This window comes from Pelorhabdus sp. sgz311002 (genome assembly GCF_056134285.1).
This window is the reverse complement of record NZ_JBWBCL010000001.1, coordinates 258,901-283,480: the sequence shown is the minus strand read 5'-3', so window position 1 is coordinate 283,480 and position 24,580 is coordinate 258,901. Positions and strand designations below refer to the sequence as shown.

The following is a 24,580-nucleotide window of genomic DNA, read 5'->3' as shown; positions in this document are numbered from 1 at the left end:
TGACCTCACTTTCCAAGTGTGATATTAGCCAAACATAGCAATTCCGAGCGGCGTAACAAGCAAAGGATGAGGCGGCACATGAACTGGCCTGCCAAAGGCCTTCCCGAATTCTTCACCAAAGTTTGTTAAATAAGCGGTTCCGCCAACTACATAGACAGGATAATCGTTATACTCCTCATATCCTGTTAGCATTTGCTGCACAACGGTCGCCATTTTTTCAATCACAGGTAGAATCACTGGCAAGATCTGACGATGATGACTTACATCCTTTTTCAAAGCTTCCGCTTCCTCTGTACTAATTTTAAAAGCGCCAGCAAGGACCAGCGTAACATGGGTACCGCCTGTAGCTTCATCTTTTGATAAGACAATTTCACCATCCTTTAGTACAGCCACCCCAGTCGTACCACCGCCAATATCCACAACAATACCATGAGTAATTCCCAAGGCTTTCGCAGCAGCGACCGGTTCATCAATTTGACAGATTGGATCAAGCCCGGCTCCAGCAATAACGTGACCGCAAGCGGCGGCATTACGCCCTACCGTTCCCGGGGGAATAGCCGTTGCCCCTTTGTCTAAATTAAAACCAAGAATCCCCTCGACTTCCGCTTTTAGCTTCTCCACAATCATCGTAGCCCCGCGAAAATCAACGACTAAACCGTCTTTGACGACAGAAGCCCACTCCATACTACCAGCTACAGGATTTCCCGCTTCATCGGTTACGACAAGAACTACGTCTGCTGTCCCCAAATCCACGCCAACCTTATATGGGCCTGGTAGCTTTGCTGCTGTTTTGGTTGCAATTAAATGTTGTAATTGCTCAATTTTCTCATAGGCCTCCATACTACAAAACTCCTTTCTTTGCTTGCGCTTTTCCTTAAACAGGAAAAAGAGTCATTAGAAACTGTACACATAAACCGCCAAGCATGCCAATAAAGGGATCGGTAATCGCTGTCATAGCCATAGTAACACCGCCTACGATAGCGCTAGATGAACCAATACCGCCAGCTAAAGCAAAACCGGCATTCGTTGGAACCGTTACAATAACACCTAATACAAGTAGAAATCCACTAATTGATTCACCGGAAACATAACGCCCTAGTTTTGGCAACATGCCGCTTACTAAGATAATAGCCATAAGGCTCATCATCAGGACCCCTGAAGCAACAGGATGCGGTGCCGCCCCGGTGGCCGAAATAATAGCTTGTACAGGACCGCCGCCAAAGAGCGACGAACCCATATCAGCTAAACTACTAACAATTGTTAGGTGATCTAGATTAATATCACTTTGTGCCAAAGTTTTAGCAGTAATACTGCCAAAAGCGATATTAGCGCCAATATTTAAAGCACAAATTGCCAAAGCACCGCGAATCACGCGCCGATTAAAAATAAATTTTTGTAAAACAAAGCTTTCTTGATTTTTGTCACTAAGCGTAGGCTGACTTCCTGTAAAAAAACATCCTGCCAAAGAAGCGGCCAGAACAGAAATAACAATCGTATAAACAAGCTTGTCCGCAGGATTCGGCGTCATATAATAAGCTGCCAGAGCGGTTGCAACCGACACAAAACCAACGACTGGTCGCCTTATCACCATATCTACGGCAACACGAGCTAAGATAATGCCAACACCGGCCATCATTCCGCTAGTAATAACCGGCCCAATAAAGGTTACAAGTGCTTGAAAAAATCCTAGTAAACCAATAATAAGTAAAATGAAACCTTCTAAAAAAATAATAGAAAAGCGCTCTTGCGGCGTATTTCCCAGTGTCCCAGCTAAGGTGATCGTTTCCGCCTGAAAGGAAATCGGTGAAACCAGTCCCAGCAAACCGCAACCGATAGCCCCAATAGCAAAACCAATCGCAGTCGGAACAGCAGCAAACCCAAAAGTTAAGGCATACAATCCAGCAGGCAGACCATTTAAAATTACACTAAACGCCGCTAAAACATCTTGTAACGTCACCTAAAATCCCCCATTATGTTAAAAGTCTGTTAATTTAATTCGCCTGCTCCCTGTCGCCCTCCTACTAGCTCGGCTTGTTTTGACAGAAAACTATCGAAACTTGTAAAAAAAGTTCTATATTCCCTAAAAAGGATATCTACGGAAAAAAAGAAGCTGCCGTAGCAGCTCTTTATAGAAAAATATTGCCTTAGATATTTTCACTGTTTTTTTCGGACTGACGTGAGCGTACCGCATGTCGATACTGATTTGGCGTCATTTCTACAGCCTGGCGAAAGACACGACTGAAATAGCTGGCATCTTTATAGCCAACCTCAGTTGCAATCCGAACTGCTGTGTAATCGGAATTTTGCAACATTTTTTTTGCCTTATCAATACGAACCTTTGTGAGAAAATCCACAAAATTATAACCTCTTTCTTGCTTAAACAGGCGACTAAAATAAAACGGACTGAGATGAACCGTTTGCGCGACTTCCTCTAACGAAATATTCTTATGGTAATTTCTCACAATATATTCGCAGGCCTTATGAATCACTCGAACATTCATACTGGCTCGATTATCGAGCATGTTATCAACAAGTTTATCTAAGAGATCATGCAGCCATTCCTCAACCTGCTGTTTATTTGTACATTCCTGCAATTGATCCAAATAATTAAAATTCAGCAACGTAAGTTTCTCAAGACTAGCTCCGCCCTCAACAGCCGCTCGCGAAGTCACAATAATTAGTTCTAAAACACAAGCCTTAACAATTTCTATACTTGCATGTTTGGAAAAGATTTCATTAAGCAACAGGCCCAAGGCCTCTTGCGCCTTAGTTCGATCACCGCAACGAATCTGTTCAAGCAAAACTCGTTCATATTGAAAAGGATATTGCAACGGTCCTTCCGTTAAGTGAGGAATATCCTTAATATGAATAATTTGATTATCGCCGAAATAAAAACGCTGGCGCTTCGCTGCCACAGCTTCCACATAGGATTTGTGGATCTCGCAAATTTCTTTATAATAATTTCCAATCCCAATCGTTACACTGAGATTTAAATCGGTTGCAATAGAATCACGGATCAGCGCCGCTTTTTCGCGCGCCAAGTTTTCAATCATTGTCTCATTAGATTCTACAAAACTAAGTAATATAATAAAATTATCACTGCCAAGAGGCGTTACTAAAACATCACTGCCAAGCAGTTGTTTTATATAATGATGTACTTTCTGCTTAATCACTTGCCGTTCTAGTTCCGTTCCCTGACGTGTAATCTGGCGAAAGTTATCAATATCCGCTACTAGGGCCACGTTGGGATCCACCGGTACCCCTAGGAAACGATAGCGTTCTCGCAAAGTTTCTTTATCACAAATTGAGCCGGAAATCAGATCATACACAAACGACATTTGGATAAAGGGAAGTGCCGCCGTTACACTAGCCCGAAGTTGCTCTTCTTCTATTTTCTTTGCCCTCACTGCACTAATTTTCCGACTTACCGTGCCTAAAGTTGCAATAATATCATCAGGCCGCACCGGTTTTAACAAATATTCGACGGCACCGATCTTTAGCGCCGCCTTAGCATAAGAAAATTCATCGAAGGCAGTTAAAATTACGATACAAGTATCAGGTAATTGCTCATGAATCTGCTTAGCTGCATCAAGACCATTCATTCCTGGCATGCGAATATCCATAAGGACAATGTCCGGTTTGTGAAGCGCCGCTAATTCGCAGGCGCTAGCGCCATCGCCTGCCTCTGCAATAATTTGTATATTAGGGCAGTGTTTTTCAATAATAAATGTAAGAGCTTTTCTTTCTAGTTTTTCATCATCTACAATCAACAGCTTATCCATAGCATTCTCTCCCAAATCAATGATTTATGCACAATGGTAAGGTAAGTGAATTTCCACCGTTGTTCCTTCCCCCAAAACACTATCAATTTTCACACCGTATTCACTGCCAAAGTAGTGTTGAATCCGTTTATGAACATTTAAAATTCCTAGTCCAGTTGTCTGACCATGAGTTTCTTTCCGTTTTTCCGCCTGAAAGATTGTATTAATTTTTTCTTGCGGTAAACCAACTCCTGTATCAACGACAGAAATCATAACATGATCGCCATAGCGTTTTGCTGAAATCTTCACTTTACCGCCTTCTACTTTTCTTTCCAAACCATGAATAATCGCATTTTCAATCAAAGGTTGCAAAGTAAGTGCCGGCACTTTGATATCGGCAATTTGAGGATCCACATCAATAACAGCGCGAATTCGTTCCCCAAAACGCACTTTTTGAATCGTCAAATAGTCAGTAATCGATTTAATTTCTTGCTCCAACGTACGTAAATCATCCATATCTCTAAGATTATTGCGCAATAAATCCGCTAACGCATAAACAACTTCCTGTGTTTGCGTCGCGCCTTCCAATAATGCCAAACGAGCGATTGTATTTAAAGTATTGAAAAGAAAATGCGGATTGACTTGCGACTGCAACGCCTTAAGCTCTGTAGCACGAAGCATTGCTTCCAAATCAGCTTTTGCTTTCATTTCCTCCATAAGCAAATTGCCTGAAATATTAGCAGCTCCAATCTCGACAATATAGTTAGCCATAATATACATGAGATCAGCCGCCGCTTGAATCCGTTTTTTAGCAATTACTTTTACTTCATTAAAAGCTTCGCCTAATTGGTCGTTGTCAATCGCCAAGTCTGCTGTAAAATCAAACATTTCATCTTTAGCCTTGCTCTCTTTCGGCGCTACTAAAACCTGTCCGCCCAAAAAAGCGCCAATATATTGGTCTTGTACAATAATCGGCGCCGCAAGATCAGTAAGTCCCGCATGGCAACGGTATACTGATGGTTTTTGATGACGGCGACCACCCTGATCATCACAGTTGATGCACCGTTCTAACCCTTTTGCCGTTGATCTGACAATTTTACAAAAACGAGTGAAATTGCTAGGACGTGTAATCGGATTGCCCTCAGCATCAACAATAACAGCAGCGAGACCTGTCGCATCAGAAAATTTATCTTGTATTTCCTGTAAAATTTGAACATTGACCGTCTCTCCTAAGGTCAATTGATTCGTACGGTTCATCTTTTTCCCTCCTTACTGAACTTCTTATCCATACCTTGCAAAGTAAAGTAAAAGGATTCAAAAAATAATCCTTTAGTTATAGTAAAAAGAGAAGCAAAAATTATCAATTTAATAGCAAATTATTGAATCATCATACTATTTCGCCAAACTCTTCCAATTTCCTATAAATCGCCAAACAATAGCAATATAGTTATATCCAATGTAAAAATAATACCGTAAATTCTTTTTAGTTCTTTTGCTTCTTGCATTTTCATAAAACAAAAATAAAATTCACTTAATAAAAATCTCAGAATATAACAACTTTTAATGAAACTATATAAAAGCATCGCAAAAAATGGTACACTTTATTATATTAAATGATTACATTACTCACTTAGGAGGTTACAAATCATGATACTTTTTAAATGGAATAGCCAACTCAGCGTACACATCGATAGTATCGACGAAGAACATAAAGAGATTTTTTCCATGCTGAATGCGCTCCATGATGCCACTAAAGATAAAGATCAAATTCATAACTTAGAAGCTCTCCTTGATGAGGTCTTGGTGTTTTTAAAAAATCATTTTTTTCACGAGGAAAAATTTATGCTGCATCATAAATATCCCAGTTATTCCCTACACAAAAAGGCCCATAAAAATTTATTTGAACAAGTCCAAAATTATAAAAACCAAATGAATGTAAACAATCCTTTCATCTGTAATCAAATTCTTCAACTTTTACGTGATTCAATCACCCCTCACATTTATTCACTTGATAAAGGATATGCACAATTTATAGCAAAAAGTATGAAAACAAAATATGCTTCGAAAGAATCTTCTTGATAAAAAGAGACTGTCAGCATTTCGCCGACAGTCTCTTTTAACAAGGAAGTCTAAAATTTATTGTTTTGCATAAGCTTTTGTTGCATCCCAACGCCACTGCCAATTCTTCACATACTGTTCAGCCAGCGCCTTATTACCACGAAGAATTAAACAATTTTCAGCATTGCTGTTCTCCGCCGAATACGTAAAATTAAAGCTCCCTGTAATGACATCCATTCCATCAATAATCATAATCTTACTATGAGCAATTTGAAAATCCGAATCAACTTTCATTAAAATTCCGCTATCGGCGATTGAATTAAGCAATTCTTTTTCTTTCTTCTCTCTAGCGGTCTCCTTATCATCATTATCAATATTACTTTTATCAATAATAATCCGCACATCGACGCCACGTTTTTTAGCAGCAATCAAGGCATCAATAATTTCTTTTGAAGTAAAACTATAGGCTTGTACTTGTACAGATTTTTGCGCTTTTCCCAGTTCGCCTACAATCATATTAGTAACACCGCCCTTAGGGCTAAATGCTACATCAACAGAACCTGCCGCTGCGACAGTGTGAACGCCTTTTAATCCATCTGGCATAACAGCTGTTTGTTTAGCGGCATTTTTAGTTTCCGCTGAAGAAACAGGCGTTTTATTGGTACAGCCAGCTATAAAGCCAACAGCAAGCGCCGTAAATACAACAACACTTGTAACGGCATATTTTCTAAATGATTGACTGAAAACAGTACTTCTTTTACGCTCCATCCTTTTCTCCTTTGAAAATAAAATCCCAGCTTTACCAGAAAGCTCGAATTGTTTATTATATAACTTGTAAAACCGAATACATGTGCATAAATAAGCCGCTTGCAATTACAGCCGCAACACCAAGTCCCCAAAACAAATAGTGCATAAGATCAATCCCTTCTAACCATTTCCATTTTATTTTTAAAAATCGTATCTAAAAAATAAGTTTTCTCCATATCCATATATATTATACTATATATTATGTAAAATTAGTGTAACTTTTTTTCTATTTACCATTCTATGCTAGGAATCTCATTTTGTATTGTAATAATTTCATGTACAGATTCCTTCTTCATCCCCAAAACATGACACTTCCTGCAATAATAAAAAGTATATTCACAACTACTTTGAATTGTATTTTCTGGGTAAAGACAACCATCCAGGGTCGATTTGGGCAAAAATTCCATAGCATTCTGACATTTTTGACAGATCATCTGCATCGCCTCCTTAGTATTCCATAACTAAAAATATAGGATGATAAGATAAATGAGATCTTTTGACGGGATGTTTCTTCCGGCAGCTTGCCGTTCTTGTTGTTCTTGTTTTCTTGTTCCTCTTGAGTATAGTGTAATAGAACTAAAGTAAAGTTACTTCTGCCAAAAGATATATTTTTCTAATAATTATTATTCGATAGAAAATATAGGTTTAATAAGGCTTTGACATGATTCATAGAACAATAAAAGAATTATACCTAAAGTTATAGAAAACAATAAAAAACGCTCTATTCAGCTGCAAAAGCCAAATAAAGCGTATCTTACGTCAAAATCGTTTCTCCATATCGATTTAATTTTTTAAAATTATTCCTTACCATAATGGGATAATAATTTGCATAGCAATATGAACATAAATGCATACACGTGTTATATTGTCCTATATCCTTACTTACGATACACTCACAGGCAGCTCTTTGCCCTGTATCTTTTAGATTAACATCTCGTTTTGAACAGAGATTCGATGAAAATAAATCCATTTGAACTCTTTCATATCCTAAAAATTCCATAAGCCTTTTATCATGAGAAAAACACTTTAGCATTAATTCATCATCTATGCATTTATTGGCCATAATCCCATACTTTTGTAAGCTAATCGCTTCGCCACAAGTTGCGATAGATAAATTCCACTTTTTATTGATAGCTTGAATTCCCTTCGCCATTTCTAAAATAGCTTCGTTCGTAAATACTTTATATTCTATACCTGCTCTTTTTAAATTTTTTTGCACCTTGGGATACCCCTGGATGTCGGCAAAGCTAATCACAAGTTTATCTGTATATTGATATAATGAGTCACCTACTTTTTCAACTCTTGCTAACAGTGTGCTTATATCCAAGCTATCTGTTAAAATTAAAGGATCAAATCGCCATATGACTCGCTCTTTGCCTATCTTATTAGATAATTCAATAAATGTATTAATTCTTTCATGTAAAGGCGGTACATTGGGTTCCAAGCCTTCCGCCTCATAATCATTGACAGTGTAAGTAAAGTAGAATTTTAATCCTTTATTACTTATATCATCTAAATATGTAATGATTGGCCTAGGATTTTTTGTCCAAAACACGATAACTCTTGTCTTTTCAAAAGAAACATATTGTGAATGACTTGCATGAAATGGATTCATCCATTTTACATATCCTGCATTGAGTCGATTCATAAACCATTCGGAATGAAACGCAGGAATATCAGTTGCACGACTTGCCGAAATAATGATTGGCGCAATCGCTTCAACTTTTTCTCCATCATCCCTAGTGATTGTTAGCTTATCCCAGCCTTTAACAGCCACAATGATTATCTCCTTTACGCTCGCTTTTCTAAATAGAAGGACCAAATTAGCAATGAGAAGTAAAAAGAGAAACGCCAGATAGCATTTCTCTCCATAATACTTCATACAATCAATCACAATTTATTTTATATTTTTTTATTTTCTCGATAAGCAATTATATCGGCCACGGTAACGACTACCATATTATTCGCTTCAGCGAACTCTATAATTTCCGGCAACCTTGCCATTGTGCCATTCGGATTGGTCAGTTCACATAATACTCCATAAGGTTTCAAGCCTGCGAGCCGCATTAAATCAACATTCGCTTCTGTATGGCCTGGTCTTTCCAATACACCGCCAGGCTTAGCTCTTAATGGGAAAATATGTCCTGGCCGCCGAAGCTTATCAGGATTTACAGGATCAGAAATTGCCGTTTTCACTGTCATTACACGATCAGCTGCTGAAACCCCTGTCGTAACACCCTCTGCTGCTTCAATGGAAACTGTAAAAGGAGTTTGAAAGCTACTTGTATTAACCTCTACCATCATTGGTAACTCCAATGCCCGAACTCTTTCTTCAGGCAAACACAAGCAGACAATTCCACTGCCTTCACGAATTAACATTGCCATTTGCTCATTTGTCAAAGACTCTGCAGCAAAGAAGATATCGCCTTCGTTTTCCCTACCCGCATCATCAGTAACTAAAATTCCTTGGCCGCAGCGCAGTGCATTAAGAGCTGCTTCCACTCGCATGGCGGCACTTTCATATTCAGTAAGAAAAATTTGATTCATAGTATACTTCCTCCTAATAGTTTAGTAGGACTTACTAGAATCAGGGCACAGATACAGACAGCTTATTCATTACAAAAATAATAAACCTATAGTGCATCAGTTTTCTGTCTATTGAAAATAAAATTAGCTGACTGCTTTATCCTCTTTCATCCGGACTGTACCGTCGGCACTGGTTTTTCACCAGTTCTGCTGTCCTCTTAATATCAAGAGCGCTCGCGGGCTCCTCAGTAGTAACTGAGATACCGCCGGTGGGGAATTTCACCCCGCCCTGAGAATAAGTCACTAAGTATATATTATTCCTGAAAGTTTATATTTGTCAAATTTTATATCCATTTTTTATCTCAGTATTTCTGTTTTAAGTAGCCTTCTCACATTTTTCTAACTAACTTTTTGTCCAGTTTGCTTTCTTACCTTTTTGAATTAGGTATATTTTTATTTTTTTAGCATAAAAAATATAAGGAATAGTTGTGACCTATTCCTTAATAAACTTGGAGGTGGTCTTATGAAAATTTCTATCGACTTAACCATCCAAGACTTCGTAATTCTCCTCTTCCTAATTATCGACTTCATTTTAATGCTCTGATTTGAATTAGCCTCAGCCTCTGGTTGAGGCCTCTCTTTTGCCATTATATACGTATCGTGAAAGATTTATTACTGACTTGCTTAAGAAAAACCATGGCCAAACATCAAAAAATTATACAAATTGAATGGATCACTGCCTAATAACATCCTATTCATACCCAAGCAAATATCATCACTGAAATTTATAACAAAAAAATACCGCCATTGCGGCGGAAAATGAGGGAATAACTGTGTACAAGGGAACTTATTGAAACGTATCTGCCTATTGGGTCAAATCGTTTATTTAACTTTGTTTTCATTATAGCAAAAGTTCCCTTATGTATTGTTACGGTTAGGTTAAGTTACGGTTAAGCTACAAGGTTTCTGCTGCCTACTTTTGAATCCATTAAGGCAGTACCTCTTGCATACCCACTTAGTAGAAAAAGCTATTGCCATGATCCTTATATTATAACTATACCTATGAAAATTAAGGGAAAACTAATGCATCGTTCGCGTCAAAATCAAAAAAGGGATTCCAAGCTACTTCCCATAAATGGCCATCGGGATCAGCAAAATACCCACTATAACCTCCCCAAAATACCATTTGCGCTTCTTTTATTATCTTACCGCCTGCCTGTTCGGCTTGTTGAAGTATATGATCTACTTCTTTTTTGTTTTTTGTATTATGAGCTAAAGTAATCCCTGAAAAACCAGCTCTTCCTGCGTTTACCATTGCATCTTTAGCAAGTTCATTAATGGGAAATAAGGCTAACCCGACACCGCCTAGATCAAAAAAGACTATACTTTCTTGACTAGCTTTTGAAGGAGTCCATCCTAACCCTTCTTGATAAAATTTGCGCGAAATCTCCATATCTTGAACGCCTAAAGTAATCAAAGTAATTTTCTGTCTCAATTAGACCTCTCCTCCACATAAATGTTTAAGTTTATTATCTTATAACTTTCTATGCCTGTCCAGTAGACGTATTATTCTCAATATCCAAGCGAATTTTCGGTATAAGGGACTCGGCAAGGGACAACTTAACATAATAAAAAAACAGCGTAGGGCTTCAAAGCCTTACGCTGTCTATGTTTGTTTGGTGGAGATAAGCGGGATCGAACCGCTGACCTCTTGAATGCCATTCAAGCGCTCTCCCAGCTGAGCTATACCCCCATAGCTATTAACTATACATAACTAAAATATTATGTATAATTACTTTATTTAGTATAAAAGATTTCTGAAAAATACGCAAGTATTTAGCAAGATTTTTTTTGCAAATATGTTTGAATTGCCTTATCGCTTTTTAAGGGTCGGCCAAAAATATATCCCTGAATGCAATCACAATGAAACAGTCTAAGTAAATTTAATTGCTCTGCTGTTTCAACGCCTTCCGCGACTACCGTCATTTCCAAGCTATGTCCCAAAGAAACAATGGAGCCAACTATATTTAACTGCATTTCATCCATACTAATTTGATCTACAAAAGATTTATCAATTTTAAGAATTGTCGCTGGCAAATCCCTTAAATATGTTAAAGATGAATAGCCTGTGCCAAAATCATCTAAAGATATACCTACGCCTAACGAACGCAACTGAGATAGTTTTTTCACGCTCAGTTCCATTGATTCAATCAAATTGCTTTCTGTTACTTCTAGTTCTAGTTGTTTTGCCTCAATCCCCGCCTTTTCAATACTGTGACAGACTGATTCAACAAAATCCTCTGACGCAAGCTGCCGTGAAGAAATATTTACAGCCACATGTATATTATCTCTGCCTAAATCAGCTAAATCCTTCGCAAATAAACAGGCCTCTTGTAACACCCATCGCCCAATAGGCACAATCAATCCACTTGCTTCGGCCAAAGGAATAAACCGAGCTGGTGAAATTTGCTGATAAATCGGATGATACCAGCGTAACAAAGCTTCAAAGCCCCAAACATCATTGCTTTGCAAAGACATTAACGGTTGAAATTCTAAATAAAGCTCCCCTTTCTCCAAAGCCTGCCGTAAAGCATTTGTTAAAATAACCTTTTCTGATGCTTCCTGGAGCAATGCCGGTTCATAAAATCGCCAGCAATTTCTCCCTGCCTGCTTGGCAGCATACATAGCACTATCAGCACGTTTTAAAATTTCTTCGGCATTATCAGCATCTTCTGGATAAACAACCAGGCCGATACTAGCCGACAAATGAAGTTTTTCGCCTGATGCCACATATTCCTGGCACAAGGCCTTAACAAGCTTTTCAGCAAGAAGCGCCGCTTGTACTCTGCTTTCTACACCTGAAGCAATGACAATAAATTCATCGCCGCTAATACGTGCAACAAATGCTTCTGTTTCTACAGCATTGCGAATATATAAAGCCGCCTGTTTAATCACTTCATCGCCAGCTAAATGTCCTAGCGTATCATTGACCGATTTTAAATCATCTAAATCAACAAAGAGAACCGCACCTTTTCTTTGCAATCTTTGCGCCAAAACCAGCTCATCCTGAAGCCGTTTGGATAAACTAGCCCGATTGGGTAAACCAGTAAGACTATCATGAAAGGCGATCGTACGAATTTGTTCCTGAGCCGCTGCTCGTTGCAACGCAAGCGCTGCCAAGTCACTGAACTGCCGCAAAACAGCGACCTCATCAGGACGAATAGGATAAACTTCATCAAACCAGCCTGCAACTAGAATTCCCTTTACACAGCCTTTTTCTTTAAGCGGCAGCATAATGATACTAGACAAACGTTCACAGCCTGGCTTCATGGACCGCTTCTGATATTGACGATAATCACTGATTTGAATCATTTCACCACTGTCATAAACAAGACGTTGCAAGGTTTCATCGGCCGCTAAATGTTCCATACTTTTCGACTCATCTTCACCAAAAATATAGTGAATTACCAGCGTTTTCTCTTGTTCACCGTAAAGGCCAATATAACCGCCAGGCGCCTTAATCAACTGCAAAGCATCTCGTAATATCAGAGACAAGAGTGCACCAAAATCTTCTGCTTCACAAGTAAGCAAACTCGTAATCGCCCCATATTGGCGTTCGCGCCGCAAAAGCTCTTGCTCCGTCTGACAGCGAATCGCTACTTCCGACTCTAACTTTCGATTGATATCAAGCAATGTCTCATTCATGGCCCGTACTTCTTCATTCATCGCTACAAGCTCCTGATTGGCCGCCACTATTTCTACCGTACGTTCTTCCACTTTTTGTTCCAGACTTTCTTGCGAAAACCGCATTGTCCGAATCATTTGATTAAAATGGTAAGTAAGTAATCCGATTTCATCATGCGTAGAAATTTTCGCCTCCACTTTAAGGTCTCCTGCCGTAACTTGCCGTGATAGATTCGTTAAATGTAAAATGGGCCGAGAGAAATGGCGTGATAAAAGGACAGCGAAAATCGCTGCAATCGCTGCAATGAGCAGCACAAAATAGCGTTTCCATTCTATTTGCGCATAAATAGGCTGTAAAAAAACATCCTCTGGTTGCAAAAAAACAATAAACCACGGAACTGAGCCAATCCTAGTAGACACGCCAGCCATAGGCTCTCCCTGCTGATCAGGAAAAGGAATCGTAAAATACGGCGCTGGCGAGTCAATTTTCCCTAAACCTTCGTGCAGTAACGCATCAGATTTGATAAGTTCATGAGTAATTTGCGTTTTTCGACTATCAGCAAGAACACGAAAATTTTCATCAAACAAAATAGCGAAAGACTCTGGTCCATTCTGAATGAAGTTCTTATTAAGTAAATTATGCAAAATTTCTGCACGATACTGCAAAACGAGAACACCGGTCTGTTGCCCTGCCTGATCTAAAACCGGACAGCTAAAATAGAAAAATCCCTTCTCTAAAGTATCTTGTGAAAGCTCCAACGAAGATACATAAGGCGCCCCTGTTGCTAGGGCTTCCTGAAAATAAGAAAAATGAGAAAAATCACGACCAATTTTTTCTTCATCGGTATCAAGAATGTCTTTCCCTGCTAAATTGATCAAGCTGTAAGAAACAATATAGGAACGGTCACGATTTCGGAATGATTCCAGTATCGCCATCGTTCGATCATAGGCATCGGCTTTTTGGGCCGTCGAATTTTTCAAAGCAAAATAATCAGCTAAATCAGGTAATCTTGCCTCCACGGCAAGAATTGTTTTATTTGATTGAATAAAGGTATCAATACCTGATGCAGTTTGAAAGGAAGCCGAATACAGCGAACGATAAGCATCATCAATTAAAATCTGTTTATCATCAAAGTACTCTAGCGTTTCCATAAAATGCAGTGGAACAAGCGAAAGAAGTAAAAAAGCCAATAGAAATTTAGCCTGTAGCGAATAGAGCAACCGCTTTAGCCTAAAAGCCCAAAAAGGTCTCATTCCTGTCACCTCATTCTAAATTCCTATTTTCTTGCCTCATGTAAAATTCTATCGATGAAGTCTTTTCCTAAAGAGCTCTCCCATTGTTTATAAATACCTTGTGAAGTTTTCTGAAAGGGCACTAAAGACGGCCGACGAATATCCATGCCTAAAGCTTCCATTGTTTGCAAATTTTTCGTTTCCTGTGCATAGTTTAGTTGACGTTGCTCACGGGCAAAGCGAAGTGCGCCTTCCCGTAACAAATTCTGTAGGTCTGGCGATAGTCTGCGCCAAGTTTTTTCACTTATAATAAGCGGTGTCGCTTCATATTTATAGTCGAGTATTGTCAAATACTTTTGCACCTTATAAAATTCATTGCTATAAATCGTACTAATTGGATTTTCCTGTCCATCAATTTCTTTGCGTTGCAATGCAGGATACACTTCAGGGAAAGCCATAACAACCGGACTCGCTCCATAGGCGCGCAAAATCGCTAAAGTCATGGCATTTTCAGGAACACGAATTTTCAGACCTTTAAAATCTTCGACCCTTTCAATTGGCTGTTTATTATTAGTAAATTGCCTAAAACCATTATCCCAGTAGGCCAAAAGCCGAATGCCTCGTTGCGGCAAACTTTCTGCTAACTCCTCGCCAATTTTTCCATCTAATAATGTTGCTACTGATTGCCGAGAGGAAAATAAGAAAGGTAGTTCCAACGCCGCTAATTTTGGTTCATAACTAGCAAGAACGCCTGGTGCCGTAATTACCAAATCCAAAGATCCAGTTATTGCCATCTCGGTCATCTGTTTATCGGTTCCTAAGGACTCACCGGGAAAAAGCTCTATTTTTATCTTGCCTTGACTTTGTTCATAAATCCAAGTAGAAAATCGTTCCGCCATAACATGTCGCGTACTTGTTGTCGGTTGTCCATAACCTAATCTAAGCACATATTCCGGTTTTTTTTCACTAAAAGAACTACAGCCTACCATAGTCACCATAAAGATTGCCAAAACAGCCGCCCCAAGCAATACTTTTTTCATGGCTATCCCTCCAGCCTCTTTTAGTGCAATAGCCGCAACGCTTTTAAAATTTCTTACTACTTTAAATCATCCGCACCCTCTTTTACCGCTCTTATTCGTCAAAAAAAACCAAAAACCTTTCTATTTTTCAAATAAAAGGCCAAATAATACAAAAAGACTTTGCGCCGTAAGTACAAAGTCTTTTTGTATTATTTGGTGGAGATAAGCGGGATAAAAATACTGCTTTTTTTACGCCGAACATTGCGCATCTATATTTTGCCATAATATCAGTCTGCAACAAAACATTGATACTGTTGTTTTGATTGTTTGATTCGCTGTCTCAAACCATCTTGAATATCATTAAAATTCTCCAAGAGAATCGATACTATTTTAGCGTCAAGCGCAATAAGATTTGTTCTCTATCTTTTATTAAAAATCCAAAATCCTTTGCTAATCGATAAGCAATATAAGCTACTCAGTTGTGATGATTTGCTAGTAAGGGACTAATTAAATCTACTGTTTTAGCTAAAGACGTAATTAGTTAAAAAATAGGAATTTGAAACTGCCGCATATTCAAATCCTCTCCTTTAATCAAATTTCTCAACTAACTAGTAAGAATTCATCAATTTTTGAGTTTACTTTTTAAAATACTTGCCTCAACAAAAACGTTGAGGCAAGTATTTTAAGCGATATTCCTTGCTATTAATAATTTATTGTTTATATTTCATATCCATTTGCATAATGTGATTCAAAAACCAATTATTGAGAAAAGGTAATATCTGAATAGCCAAAGTCGTATTTCCAGCTTCATACGTTGATTTAAACTCACCAATTTTATTAAGAAATGTGACATGTTGTTGTTTTTGCGTAACAAGCTCAGAGCTTCCTATTGAAGATAAATACTTCTCTTCACTGGCAAAATGGTCTTGAGCGTAATGAGTCAGATTACTTAAAAGTGGTGTCAGTATCGTTTTGCTTTGCCCAGATTTCATGGCTTGATGTAAATTACTAATCATTTCAATTAGCTTCTGATGATCCTTATCCATTGCAGGAATATTTACACTGTACTTATTGTCCCAACCTGATAATGCCATATGATCTTCCCCTTTTCTATTGATTGTTTTTTCGGCAAAAAAATCATTTTCTTTCTTCTATGAAAATTCCAAGGCCCTATACAATACTATTTATTCAAAATAATTTACTGTCGTTATACTTGTAGCTGCATATCTTTCAGCATTTACCTCACTTAAAGAGGCCATTCCTACAAGTAGCGATAAAACAATAATCAATATAAATTGATTCTTCATAAAACATCTCCTGTCTAAACTAAAACACGATAACAAAAAAACAATCGTGTTTCATAAACTTAAGTTCACATTTTTTTCAACACTTCAGAAATATCTTTTCTTCCGATTTTGTCAAGTCTTTTAATAATCATTTTTAAAGTCGGCCCCATAGGATGAATATTTTTTTCTCTATCTTTCAGCACAAACCCATAACAATTTCCATATATTTTTTCTTCATCTTTAGACCAAATTGTCGCAATCAATTGATCATCACTCATTTTCGTCAACCCCAATTATATATTTACTGTTCAATATGAACTTTGTTACTATAGTCCATACTATATCGAACAGAATGATTTATTATGTATGGCATCAATTCTTTATAAGTATTATTAATGATTTCATTAAATTCTTTTTGGCCTACAATTGTTAATTTAGGAAGTATTTTTCTTAACATTGAATTACATTCTGGAATGTTTCTAACAATCATCATTTCTCGCCACATTCGCTGAGTTTGTGAATTAAACAAAGCTTCTTGGTTATCGGAATTTTGTGTATCGTCTTGGGATTCAAAGTCAAACATACTATTCCTCCTCAACAATATTACAAAAACCATTTTCGACATATTATTACATTTTCCTTCTATTTCGTCGACATAATTTGCATAATTTTCTATTTTTCTACTAAAAATATATTTAAAACCAATAAAAATACTTGCAGAATTCAAAAATAAAGAGCTACCTAAAATACAGGCAGCTCAATTCATTTGCTTATAACTCCCGCTGTCACGATAGCAGGTTCTTTTATCAAGTGCCTTCTTCTTCGGCTACGGCAGCCTTAGGCAAATCAAAACTGATAATTGAAAGGGAACAATACACATGTTAAACTGTTCAAAGAACTACATTTGAAAACATTACGGATTCATCGAAGAAAGGAATAACACAATGACTATCAAAACAAAACTACTTTTAGGATACCTAGTAACTTCACTACTTATTGTCGTCATATCCGCGATTACAGTGTATGGATTTACGACAACCCAAACACAATATGACACTATATTATCAAGAAATACTCCTGTCACTGTGGCGTTAAGAGAAATTCAGTATTACTTTACCGGACAATCTAATGATGAACGCGGATTTTTATTAACTGGAGGCGGCGAGTTTAAAAACGAAATAACTCAAAAATCTGACCAGATAAAAATGCGACTCCAGCTCATTCAAGGACTCGTTACAACCGATAAAGAGAAACAACTTTTACAGGAAATAACCAACTCGCATGAACAATTTACCCAGATCAATTATAAGGTGATTTCTTTATACAACGAGGGCAAAATAGATGAGGCTAAATCCCTTTCATTCGGAGAAGGGCGAAAGATCCGAAAAGAACTAGAAACCAGTTTCAACAATTTTGTAAAGATCAATCAGGCCAATTCTGAAAACACAGAGGGTAATCTTCGATTATTACTTCAGCAAATGAAAGGGCTTATTATCGGCGTAAGTGCAATTGCAATAATTTTTGGAATATGTATAGGGATTTTCATGTCAATCTATATTACTAAACCAATCAAAAAAGTTACTTCACATATTGCAAAAGGTGATTTAAATATTCAAGAAAATATAGGGACCTCTCAAGATGAAATCGGGCAACTTGTGAGCGCATTCATGAAAATGGTAATTGATTTGAAAAAGATGGTACTGACCATTAAAACCAATGCTGAACATATTTCAAACTCATCAAAAGAATTATCTGTTAATGCTGATCAATCCGCGCAGGCAGCGAATCAGGTTGCTCAATCCATTGCTGAAGTAGCCACAAATGCTGAACAACAGCTTGGTGTAACTAATGCAACTTCTGGTATAGTAGAACAGATGTCGGCCAGCATTCATCAGATTTCTGCCACTGCCAACCAAGTAGCTACTCAATCCACACAAGCAGCAAGTACGGCAAATGAAGGTAATAAATTGACTGAAAAAGCAGTCATTCAGATGATAAATATCGAAAAAGCAGTGAATACTTCAGCGCATTTTATTGGTAGATTAGGAGATCGCTCGAAAGAAATTGGTCAAATTGTAGATATAATCTCCAGTATCGCTGGCCAAACAAACCTATTGGCTCTCAACGCGGCCATTGAGGCAGCTCGTGCAGGTGAACAAGGACGCGGTTTTTCTGTTGTAGCAGAAGAAGTCCGTAAACTGGCAGAGCAGTCACAAGATGCGGCTAAACAGATCGCAATATTGATTAGTGAAATTCAAGGAGATACAGAGAAAGCCGTATTAGCTATGAATAATGGAACGTCAGAAGTAAAACTTGGAGCCAATATCGTCAATGCTTCTGGACAAGCCTTCCAAGAAATTACGACAATGGTAAGCTTAGGTTCTGAGCAAATGATACAAATCTCTGTTGCTGTCGAGCAAATGGCTATTGGCAGCCAAAAGATCGTTAGCTCCGTAAAGCAGATAGAAGAACTGAGCAAAAAGTCATCTGGAGAAGCTCAAACAGTCTCAGCTGCTACAGAACAACAATCGGCTTCAATGGAAGAGATTGCCTCATCCAGCCAAACGCTAGCTCATTTAGTGACAGATCTTAATGCGGCCGTTAGTAAGTTTCAAATCTAATTCAAATACTCTAAAGCGGGCGTTTGATCGTCCGCTTTGTTTATTTCTAAGTTCATTTCTCTAGTTCTATGTCAAATAAATAATATCGATTGAAGCGGCAGGTGCGATTCCCGTCGCTTTTTCTATGCTCATCGATCTTCCTGCTTATTGATCCCTTACTGGATTCTGACAGTTAGTTATATGCTTATTGTTTCGTGCGTTAGAAAAATATTAGAAAAAAATAAAAAAGGCTCTGCGGAAAAATACCGCAAAACCTTTTTTTCTTGGTGGAGATAAGCGGGATCGAACCGCTGACCTCTTGAATGCCATTCAAGCGCTCTCCCAGCTGAGCTATACCCCCAAGATTTTCGTTGAAGAAATCCCAACGAAAATTATTATACTGCATTTACATAAAAATAGCAAGTACTTTTATGAATTTTATCAGATGCTTGCAATTTACGACTATTCCGTCGGTTCTTGCTCTCGTTTATAGGTCCAACCATCTTTTTGCTCGATTTTGCCCTCTTTGAGTAAATGACCTAGAGCCCGCTTAAAAGCAGCTTTGCTAATACCGAATTTCGCTTGAATAATTTCTGGTGACGAACTATCACTATAAGGCATTTTTCCGCCGCGTTCCATCAAAAAGGCAAATAGCGCTTCACTATCATTCACTAAAGCTTTTTCTTTCAAGGGCCGCATCGACATGTTAATCCGACCATCTTCGCGAATATAGGTAATTCTGCCTGTTACTTCATCTCCTACATGAGGTCGACCGATCATCTCGGACTCGTGTAGAAAAGCAATATAACGATCTGCCGTAAACACAAAGGCGCCATTTTCACCAAAATTATAAAGACTTCCTGTTACAGTATCACCGATCTTCACTTCTGTCGCTGGCCGCGAAGCGCGACGCAGTTCATCTTCCACTTCCATCGTTACAGCGAGTCGGTCGGATTTATCACGATATAATTTAACCCAAACTGTATCACCGACTTTTAGTCGTCCTCGCATACCAGCAAAAGGCATAAAGATTCCTCGTTCAGCACCAATATCAACAAAAGCGCCGTCTTTTGTTGTATTAATTACTTTAACGCGAGCAACTTGCCCTTCTTTCATTTTAGGCAGCTTTTGACTCGCTGTGAGACGATTTTTAGGATCTTTATAGAGAAATACAGTCACTTCGTCGCCAATGGCAACAGCGTCTGTCTGTTGTACCTTATGAAGCAGGATATCATCGGAAGTATTTCCCGTACCAGCATCAAGAAAAGCGCCTAGTTCACTAAGACGAGCTACTTTTAAAGTAACAACATCACCAGCTTTAAGCATCATAAACCTCGCTAGAAGCATCGCCCCAAAGCCGCTCTAAACTGTAGAACAACCGATCTTCTTCGATGAAAACATGAGCCACAGCATCACCGTAGTCAAGTAAAATCCAGCGTCCTTCTCTATATCCTTCTTTCCGGGACGGCTCGACTCCCTGCTCGCTAAGCTTTTCTTCAATATTATCAGCAATAGCTTTTACCTGCGTTGTGGAAAAAGCGCTGCAAATAATATAAGAATCGGTCACAGGCGAAATTCCTTCCATATCTAAAATTACTATATTTTGAGCTTTTTTATCACTCGCCGCAGCGGCAATCGCTTTAGAAAGTTTTTGATTATTTTGATTCATAATTTTCCTCCTCAAATTGTCTGTTCTAGTATCTGTCACTTGTTTCGGGCTTATTCGAAAAAGACCTACAGCGAACTGTAGGTAAATACCCAAAGTATGTATTATGGCGCCACTGGAAGCGCTTGTGCCGCAAAAGCACGTTCTATGAGCAGTTTGATTTGGGTCTTATCAGGTTCCCAATAGCTAATATTATCAATAGTAGCAAAATTCCCTGGCAACATTTCCGCTACGAACTGACCTGACTTCAAACCACGCAGCACATTTGCCGCTTGTAAGGATGTAGCAATGGACATATTCATTTCTAAGTTACGATGAACAGCCGAAACCAAATAGGGAATTTTCACAATTGTTTCAGCACGCCAAAATTGTTCGGACAAAGCCTTGAGAAACTTTTGCTGTCGTTCGACCCGGCCAATATCGCCAAGCTCATCATGCCGAAAACGAACATATTCTCCAGCTTGCTCACCATTTAAATGCTGATAGCCTTTATGTAAATGGATCGCAAGATTAGCATAAGGATCTTCATAATCCATATCATGTTCTACATACAGATCGACGCCGCCCAAAATATCGACTACTTCAATAAATCCCTGCCACTTAGCTGTCATATAATAAGGAATGCTAATATGAAGAAAGTCTTCTAGGGTATTCAAAGCCAAGGTAGATCCGCCATAAAAATAGGCATTATTAATTTTTTCGAGACCTTTATGACCGGGAATATTCACACGTGTGTCACGAGGAATAGAAATAACATGAACATTTTTTTGCGTCAAATCCACGCTGGCAAGCAGCATTGCATCAGACCGACTAGGCGAACCGGGAACGTCGATGTCGCCGTCATCAAGACCTAATAATAAAATATTAATGCGTGATGAATCAACTACAGGTGCTGTAGGATTACTTGAAACAGTAGCAGTCACTGGGGAATCTAAAAAGCGATGAATCGTCTGATAGGCTGCATGGACGGCACTGCCTAGTATAACGACAAAAATCAGCAATAATAAGTAAACGCGCCCCCAACGAATTTTACGCCGCGGCTGCCTTGATAAAGATTTACGCATCGTTGCTCTTCTAGACCTCTCCTTCAATCTGCGCCTTACAAAGGTGCAATTTCTTCCAATAATTCGTTACGCGCTAAAATCGTATTCTCATGAATCCAGGCGTCATGTTCAATTAAAAAAATTAAGGAATGGTTCATCGCCGCCAAAACTGCGGCATCAAGCCCGCGTTCTACTTTCTTACGCAGTTTATCTACGCCGGAATATTTTCGATTTGGTTCAATACAGTCTGCCAAATAAATAATCTTGTCAAGTTTTGTCATATGGGGCATGCCTGTTGTATGAACAGAGATTGCCCGGGCAATAACCGGATCTGTCACTTTGAGCTCTGCTGCAATCAAAGCGGCACCGACAGGAGAATGAAGTAAAATCGGACTTTTTCGATCAGCAGCACTAATCACTATACCAAAAGCCTCTGCTTTTTGCAATAGGTCCCGAGCAGGTATTTCGCGCGCATAATCATGGAGCAGACCAGCTAGAGCCGCAGCCTGTTCATCAACGCCAAATTTTTTCGCTAAAAATAGTGCAGTATCTCGTACGCCGAGCGAATGACGAAACCGTTTGGGCGACAGTCTTTCCTTAAGCAGGGCTTCATATTTTTCCATTAACAAATAAGTTCACCTCGTGTTTGTATTTCGCTAACGGTCGTAAATATCCTGCCATTATAAAAGCCTCCTTACAAGTAAGGAGGCTGCCTTCTCATCCCTGGCGGGGTTTTGCTTCATTTACAACAATTTGTCGTCCGGAAAAATCAGAGCCGTTCATCGCGTCAACCATATTAGAAGCATCATCTGTTGATACTTCCACAAAGCCAAAGCCGCGTGAGCGTCCTGTCTCTTTGTCAGTAATGATTCGGCTGGAAATTACAGCCCCATGAGGACGAAAAGCGTCTGCCAGAATTCCCTCAGTAGTAGACCATGGCAGATTTCCTACATAAAGAGTTGTGGTTCCCATAAAGCGTCACCTCTCTTTCGCAAAAGGTCAAAACTTAGTACCTTCACATTATTGACTTTTTTGCCAAGATTCATGCCTACCTTTATTTCCCTAAGAAACTATTACTTCTCATATAAACGATTATATATTATGTACTGACGCACTGGATCAGGCACAATATAGCGCAGTGAGAGCCCTTGTTCGATTCTCTGGCGAATTTCTGTAGAAGAAATGGCCAGCTCTGGCGTAGCCAACTGATGAATTCGGCTTTGCAATTCTATGGGAAAATGTGTCAAAGTATCGCTTAGAGAATAAATCGTTCCAGGCCTTGCCGCAGCAACGAAATGACAAAGCCTTAGTAATTCTTCGGCATGACTCCAAGTATGAAGCTCCACCAAAGAATCTGCGCCAATAATAAAATAAAATTCTGCTCGCTCACCGTATTCAGCGACAAACTGCCGCAATGTATCAATCGTAAAGGACGGGCCGCTTCGTTCCAGTTCCATAGTTGATACCGTAAAGTAGGGATTTGACTCCACCGCTAATTGGGTCATAAACAATCGATCATTTGCCGAAGTAATCTCACTGCCTAGCTTATGCGGCGGCGAGCCTGCCGGAATAAAAATGACTTTTTCTAAATCAAACTGATTGCGTACCGCCTCAGCCGTCACTAGGTGACCCATATGAATCGGATCAAAAGTTCCTCCCATCAATCCAATTCGCTGCTTTGGCCTATTCATAGCTGCGTTCCTCCCTGACGTCCTATACACCAAATAATCGAAATAAATAAAAGCAAAGAACCATGACAAAGACGATAATAAGCCCTGCCTTTAAATAATCAAGGCCATCGCGACGACCTTTACCATAGATAAAATAATCCCAAAGCGCAGCAGTCTTCTGCCATTTTCTCATGGAGTCGCCCGATTCTTAACAGACTCCGTAACAAGAATTTCATCGCCTTTTTCAACGCCACTGGTAATCTCGGCCATCCGATCAGATATCAGCCCCACTTTAACCGCTTGATTGACAGGTTGCCCCTTTACAATCATCTGGACATAAAAAATGCCGTTATTTTCTTTCAACGCAGCTTTGGGAACAAGCAAGACATTTTCTTTGGTTCCTGCTAAAAACGAAATTGTTGCCGCCATCCCAGGCCGCAGTACTTCCTGAATAGGATCTACCGTAATTAAAACAGTGTAATAGACCTTTTCATCACGCAGCTCCGCTTTAGCCAAAACACGATTTACCGTTCCCGCAAAAGTCTGCTGTCCTAAATCATTAACTGAAAAAGAAACTTCCTGGCCAGGAAAAATTTTGCTAATTTCTTTTTCCTCAACCTTCGCTTCTACTTCCAGTTCTGATAAGTCGGCAATCGTCACTAATGCCAGCAAATTCTCTTGCCCTGGCAAAATGCTTTGGCCAGCAGCAATCGGTTTACCGATGACCATGCCATTTACCGGCGAAGAGACTGTAGCCTGCTGCAAAGCTCCCACAGCTAAATCATAGGTTTTCTGGGCCGTATCGCGCTCCAACTGAGCAGCCGCAAATTGCTGCGCGGAAACGGATCCGTCTTTCACTAAACTGCTCATCTGCTCGAGCTTTTGAACGGCTTCCTGCAGTTTCTGTTGATGCTCCTGTACCTGTTTTGCCAAAAGACTATCATCAAGCTTCAATAATATCTGGCCTTCTTTGACAAAATCATTTTCTTTAACAGCTACTTCTTTGACTACGCCAGCGCTTTTTGCATAAACTCGTGTAGTATCGCGCGCATAAAGGGCGCCAGAAGCCTTTACATAAGAATGAATTGTTCCCTGCTCTACTCGTACGACCTGAACAGTTACGCTTGGCTTATTGCGCTCTTGATAATAGGAATAAGCAGCCTTCGCAAGAACAAGAACAACAAGCAAAGCTATAATCCAGTATTTTTTTCGCTTAATCTGCTCCAT

General features: G+C 39.1%; 24 protein-coding genes, 2 tRNA genes and 1 riboswitch. Of the genes, 2 read left to right on the top strand and 24 right to left on the bottom strand.

Annotation, left to right across the window (positions count from 1 at the left end; genetic code table 11):
• Nucleotides 1-24: 24 nt before the first annotated feature.
• The 4 genes from eutJ to AC0NJP_RS01415 all read right to left on the bottom strand — a co-directional run bounded on the left by eutJ (nt 25) and on the right by AC0NJP_RS01415 (nt 5,018).
• Nucleotides 25-840: an ethanolamine utilization protein EutJ gene (eutJ, locus tag AC0NJP_RS01430; protein ID WP_474698529.1), complete on the bottom strand. Its 816-nt coding sequence runs from the start codon at nt 838-840 to the stop codon at nt 25-27.
• 34 nt (nt 841-874) lie between these two features.
• Nucleotides 875-1,957 (bottom strand): hypothetical protein, encoded by a 1,083-nt coding sequence (locus AC0NJP_RS01425; RefSeq protein ID WP_474698528.1) that lies wholly within the window; start codon nt 1,955-1,957, stop codon nt 875-877.
• A 187-nt stretch (nt 1,958-2,144) separates the two neighbouring features.
• Nucleotides 2,145-3,782 (bottom strand): response regulator, encoded by a 1,638-nt coding sequence (locus tag AC0NJP_RS01420; protein WP_474698527.1) that lies wholly within the window; start codon nt 3,780-3,782, stop codon nt 2,145-2,147.
• A 24-nt stretch (nt 3,783-3,806) separates the two neighbouring features.
• Nucleotides 3,807-5,018 carry a sensor histidine kinase gene (locus tag AC0NJP_RS01415; protein WP_474038222.1) on the bottom strand — a complete coding sequence of 404 codons (1,212 nt, stop codon included), beginning with the start codon at nt 5,016-5,018 and terminating at the stop codon, nt 3,807-3,809.
• A 390-nt stretch (nt 5,019-5,408) separates the two neighbouring features.
• Between AC0NJP_RS01415 and AC0NJP_RS01410 the strand changes: the two genes are divergently transcribed.
• Nucleotides 5,409-5,840: a bacteriohemerythrin gene (locus tag AC0NJP_RS01410; protein ID WP_474038221.1), complete on the top strand. Its 432-nt coding sequence runs from the start codon at nt 5,409-5,411 to the stop codon at nt 5,838-5,840.
• Nucleotides 5,841-5,897: 57 nt separating this feature from the next.
• Here the strand turns inward: AC0NJP_RS01410 and AC0NJP_RS01405 are convergent, their stop codons facing one another.
• The 11 genes from AC0NJP_RS01405 to AC0NJP_RS01355 all read right to left on the bottom strand — a co-directional run bounded on the left by AC0NJP_RS01405 (nt 5,898) and on the right by AC0NJP_RS01355 (nt 16,957).
• Nucleotides 5,898-6,587: a phospholipase D family nuclease gene (locus AC0NJP_RS01405; RefSeq protein ID WP_474698526.1), complete on the bottom strand. Its 690-nt coding sequence runs from the start codon at nt 6,585-6,587 to the stop codon at nt 5,898-5,900.
• Nucleotides 6,588-7,380: 793 nt separating this feature from the next.
• Nucleotides 7,381-8,403: a DUF1848 domain-containing protein gene (locus AC0NJP_RS01400; protein WP_474698525.1), complete on the bottom strand. Its 1,023-nt coding sequence runs from the start codon at nt 8,401-8,403 to the stop codon at nt 7,381-7,383.
• Nucleotides 8,404-8,528: 125 nt separating this feature from the next.
• Nucleotides 8,529-9,173 (bottom strand): 3,4-dihydroxy-2-butanone-4-phosphate synthase, encoded by a 645-nt coding sequence (ribB, locus tag AC0NJP_RS01395; RefSeq protein WP_474698524.1) that lies wholly within the window; start codon nt 9,171-9,173, stop codon nt 8,529-8,531.
• A 134-nt stretch (nt 9,174-9,307) separates the two neighbouring features.
• A riboswitch (FMN riboswitch) is annotated at nt 9,308-9,453 on the bottom strand.
• 768 nt (nt 9,454-10,221) lie between these two features.
• Nucleotides 10,222-10,647, bottom strand: a complete 426-nt coding sequence (locus AC0NJP_RS01390; protein WP_474698523.1) for a VOC family protein — start codon at nt 10,645-10,647, stop codon at nt 10,222-10,224.
• 182 nt (nt 10,648-10,829) lie between these two features.
• Nucleotides 10,830-10,905 (bottom strand) — tRNA-Ala (locus AC0NJP_RS01385).
• A gap of 83 nt (nt 10,906-10,988) precedes the next feature.
• On the bottom strand, nt 10,989-14,090 hold the full coding sequence (locus AC0NJP_RS01380) for an EAL domain-containing protein (RefSeq protein ID WP_474698522.1): 3,102 nt from the start codon (nt 14,088-14,090) through the stop codon (nt 10,989-10,991).
• Nucleotides 14,091-14,113: 23 nt separating this feature from the next.
• On the bottom strand, nt 14,114-15,109 hold the full coding sequence (locus AC0NJP_RS01375; protein WP_474698521.1) for a TRAP transporter substrate-binding protein: 996 nt from the start codon (nt 15,107-15,109) through the stop codon (nt 14,114-14,116).
• A 689-nt stretch (nt 15,110-15,798) separates the two neighbouring features.
• On the bottom strand, nt 15,799-16,182 hold the full coding sequence (locus tag AC0NJP_RS01370; protein ID WP_474698520.1) for a bacteriohemerythrin: 384 nt from the start codon (nt 16,180-16,182) through the stop codon (nt 15,799-15,801).
• A 90-nt stretch (nt 16,183-16,272) separates the two neighbouring features.
• Nucleotides 16,273-16,395, bottom strand: a complete 123-nt coding sequence (locus tag AC0NJP_RS01365) for a hypothetical protein (RefSeq protein ID WP_474698519.1) — start codon at nt 16,393-16,395, stop codon at nt 16,273-16,275.
• Nucleotides 16,396-16,460: 65 nt separating this feature from the next.
• Nucleotides 16,461-16,652: a hypothetical protein gene (locus AC0NJP_RS01360; protein WP_474698518.1), complete on the bottom strand. Its 192-nt coding sequence runs from the start codon at nt 16,650-16,652 to the stop codon at nt 16,461-16,463.
• Between the two features lie 23 nt (nt 16,653-16,675).
• Nucleotides 16,676-16,957, bottom strand: coding sequence for a hypothetical protein (locus AC0NJP_RS01355; protein WP_474698517.1), 282 nt, complete (start codon nt 16,955-16,957; stop codon nt 16,676-16,678).
• Between the two features lie 361 nt (nt 16,958-17,318).
• Between AC0NJP_RS01355 and AC0NJP_RS01350 the strand changes: the two genes are divergently transcribed.
• Nucleotides 17,319-18,995, top strand: coding sequence for a methyl-accepting chemotaxis protein (locus AC0NJP_RS01350; protein ID WP_474698516.1), 1,677 nt, complete (start codon nt 17,319-17,321; stop codon nt 18,993-18,995).
• A gap of 264 nt (nt 18,996-19,259) precedes the next feature.
• On the opposite strand, the gene AC0NJP_RS01345 is transcribed toward AC0NJP_RS01350, so the two are convergent.
• The 9 genes from AC0NJP_RS01345 to AC0NJP_RS01305 form a co-directional block, all read right to left on the bottom strand.
• Nucleotides 19,260-19,335, bottom strand: a tRNA-Ala gene (locus tag AC0NJP_RS01345).
• A 101-nt stretch (nt 19,336-19,436) separates the two neighbouring features.
• Entirely contained in the window at nt 19,437-20,303 is an 867-nt protein-coding gene (locus tag AC0NJP_RS01340) for a CvfB family protein (protein WP_474698515.1), read from the bottom strand.
• Entirely contained in the window at nt 20,293-20,643 is a 351-nt protein-coding gene (rsfS, locus tag AC0NJP_RS01335) for a ribosome silencing factor (protein ID WP_474038125.1), read from the bottom strand. The genes AC0NJP_RS01340 and rsfS overlap by 11 nt, the downstream gene beginning before the upstream one ends.
• A 101-nt stretch (nt 20,644-20,744) precedes the next feature.
• Nucleotides 20,745-21,704: an LCP family protein gene (locus AC0NJP_RS01330; protein ID WP_474698514.1), complete on the bottom strand. Its 960-nt coding sequence runs from the start codon at nt 21,702-21,704 to the stop codon at nt 20,745-20,747.
• Between the two features lie 35 nt (nt 21,705-21,739).
• Nucleotides 21,740-22,306 (bottom strand): bis(5'-nucleosyl)-tetraphosphatase (symmetrical) YqeK, encoded by a 567-nt coding sequence (gene yqeK, locus AC0NJP_RS01325; RefSeq protein ID WP_474698835.1) that lies wholly within the window; start codon nt 22,304-22,306, stop codon nt 21,740-21,742.
• Between the two features lie 94 nt (nt 22,307-22,400).
• Nucleotides 22,401-22,655: an RNA recognition motif domain-containing protein gene (locus tag AC0NJP_RS01320; RefSeq protein ID WP_474038122.1), complete on the bottom strand. Its 255-nt coding sequence runs from the start codon at nt 22,653-22,655 to the stop codon at nt 22,401-22,403.
• Nucleotides 22,656-22,756: 101 nt separating this feature from the next.
• A complete protein-coding gene (gene nadD / locus AC0NJP_RS01315) occupies nt 22,757-23,374 on the bottom strand; it encodes a nicotinate-nucleotide adenylyltransferase (protein ID WP_474698513.1) in 618 nt (205 codons plus the stop codon).
• 22 nt (nt 23,375-23,396) lie between these two features.
• A complete protein-coding gene (locus AC0NJP_RS01310) occupies nt 23,397-23,546 on the bottom strand; it encodes a hypothetical protein (protein ID WP_474038119.1) in 150 nt (49 codons plus the stop codon).
• On the bottom strand, nt 23,543-24,580 hold the full coding sequence (locus AC0NJP_RS01305) for an efflux RND transporter periplasmic adaptor subunit (protein WP_474038117.1): 1,038 nt from the start codon (nt 24,578-24,580) through the stop codon (nt 23,543-23,545). Before AC0NJP_RS01305 ends, AC0NJP_RS01310 begins: the two co-directional genes overlap by 4 nt.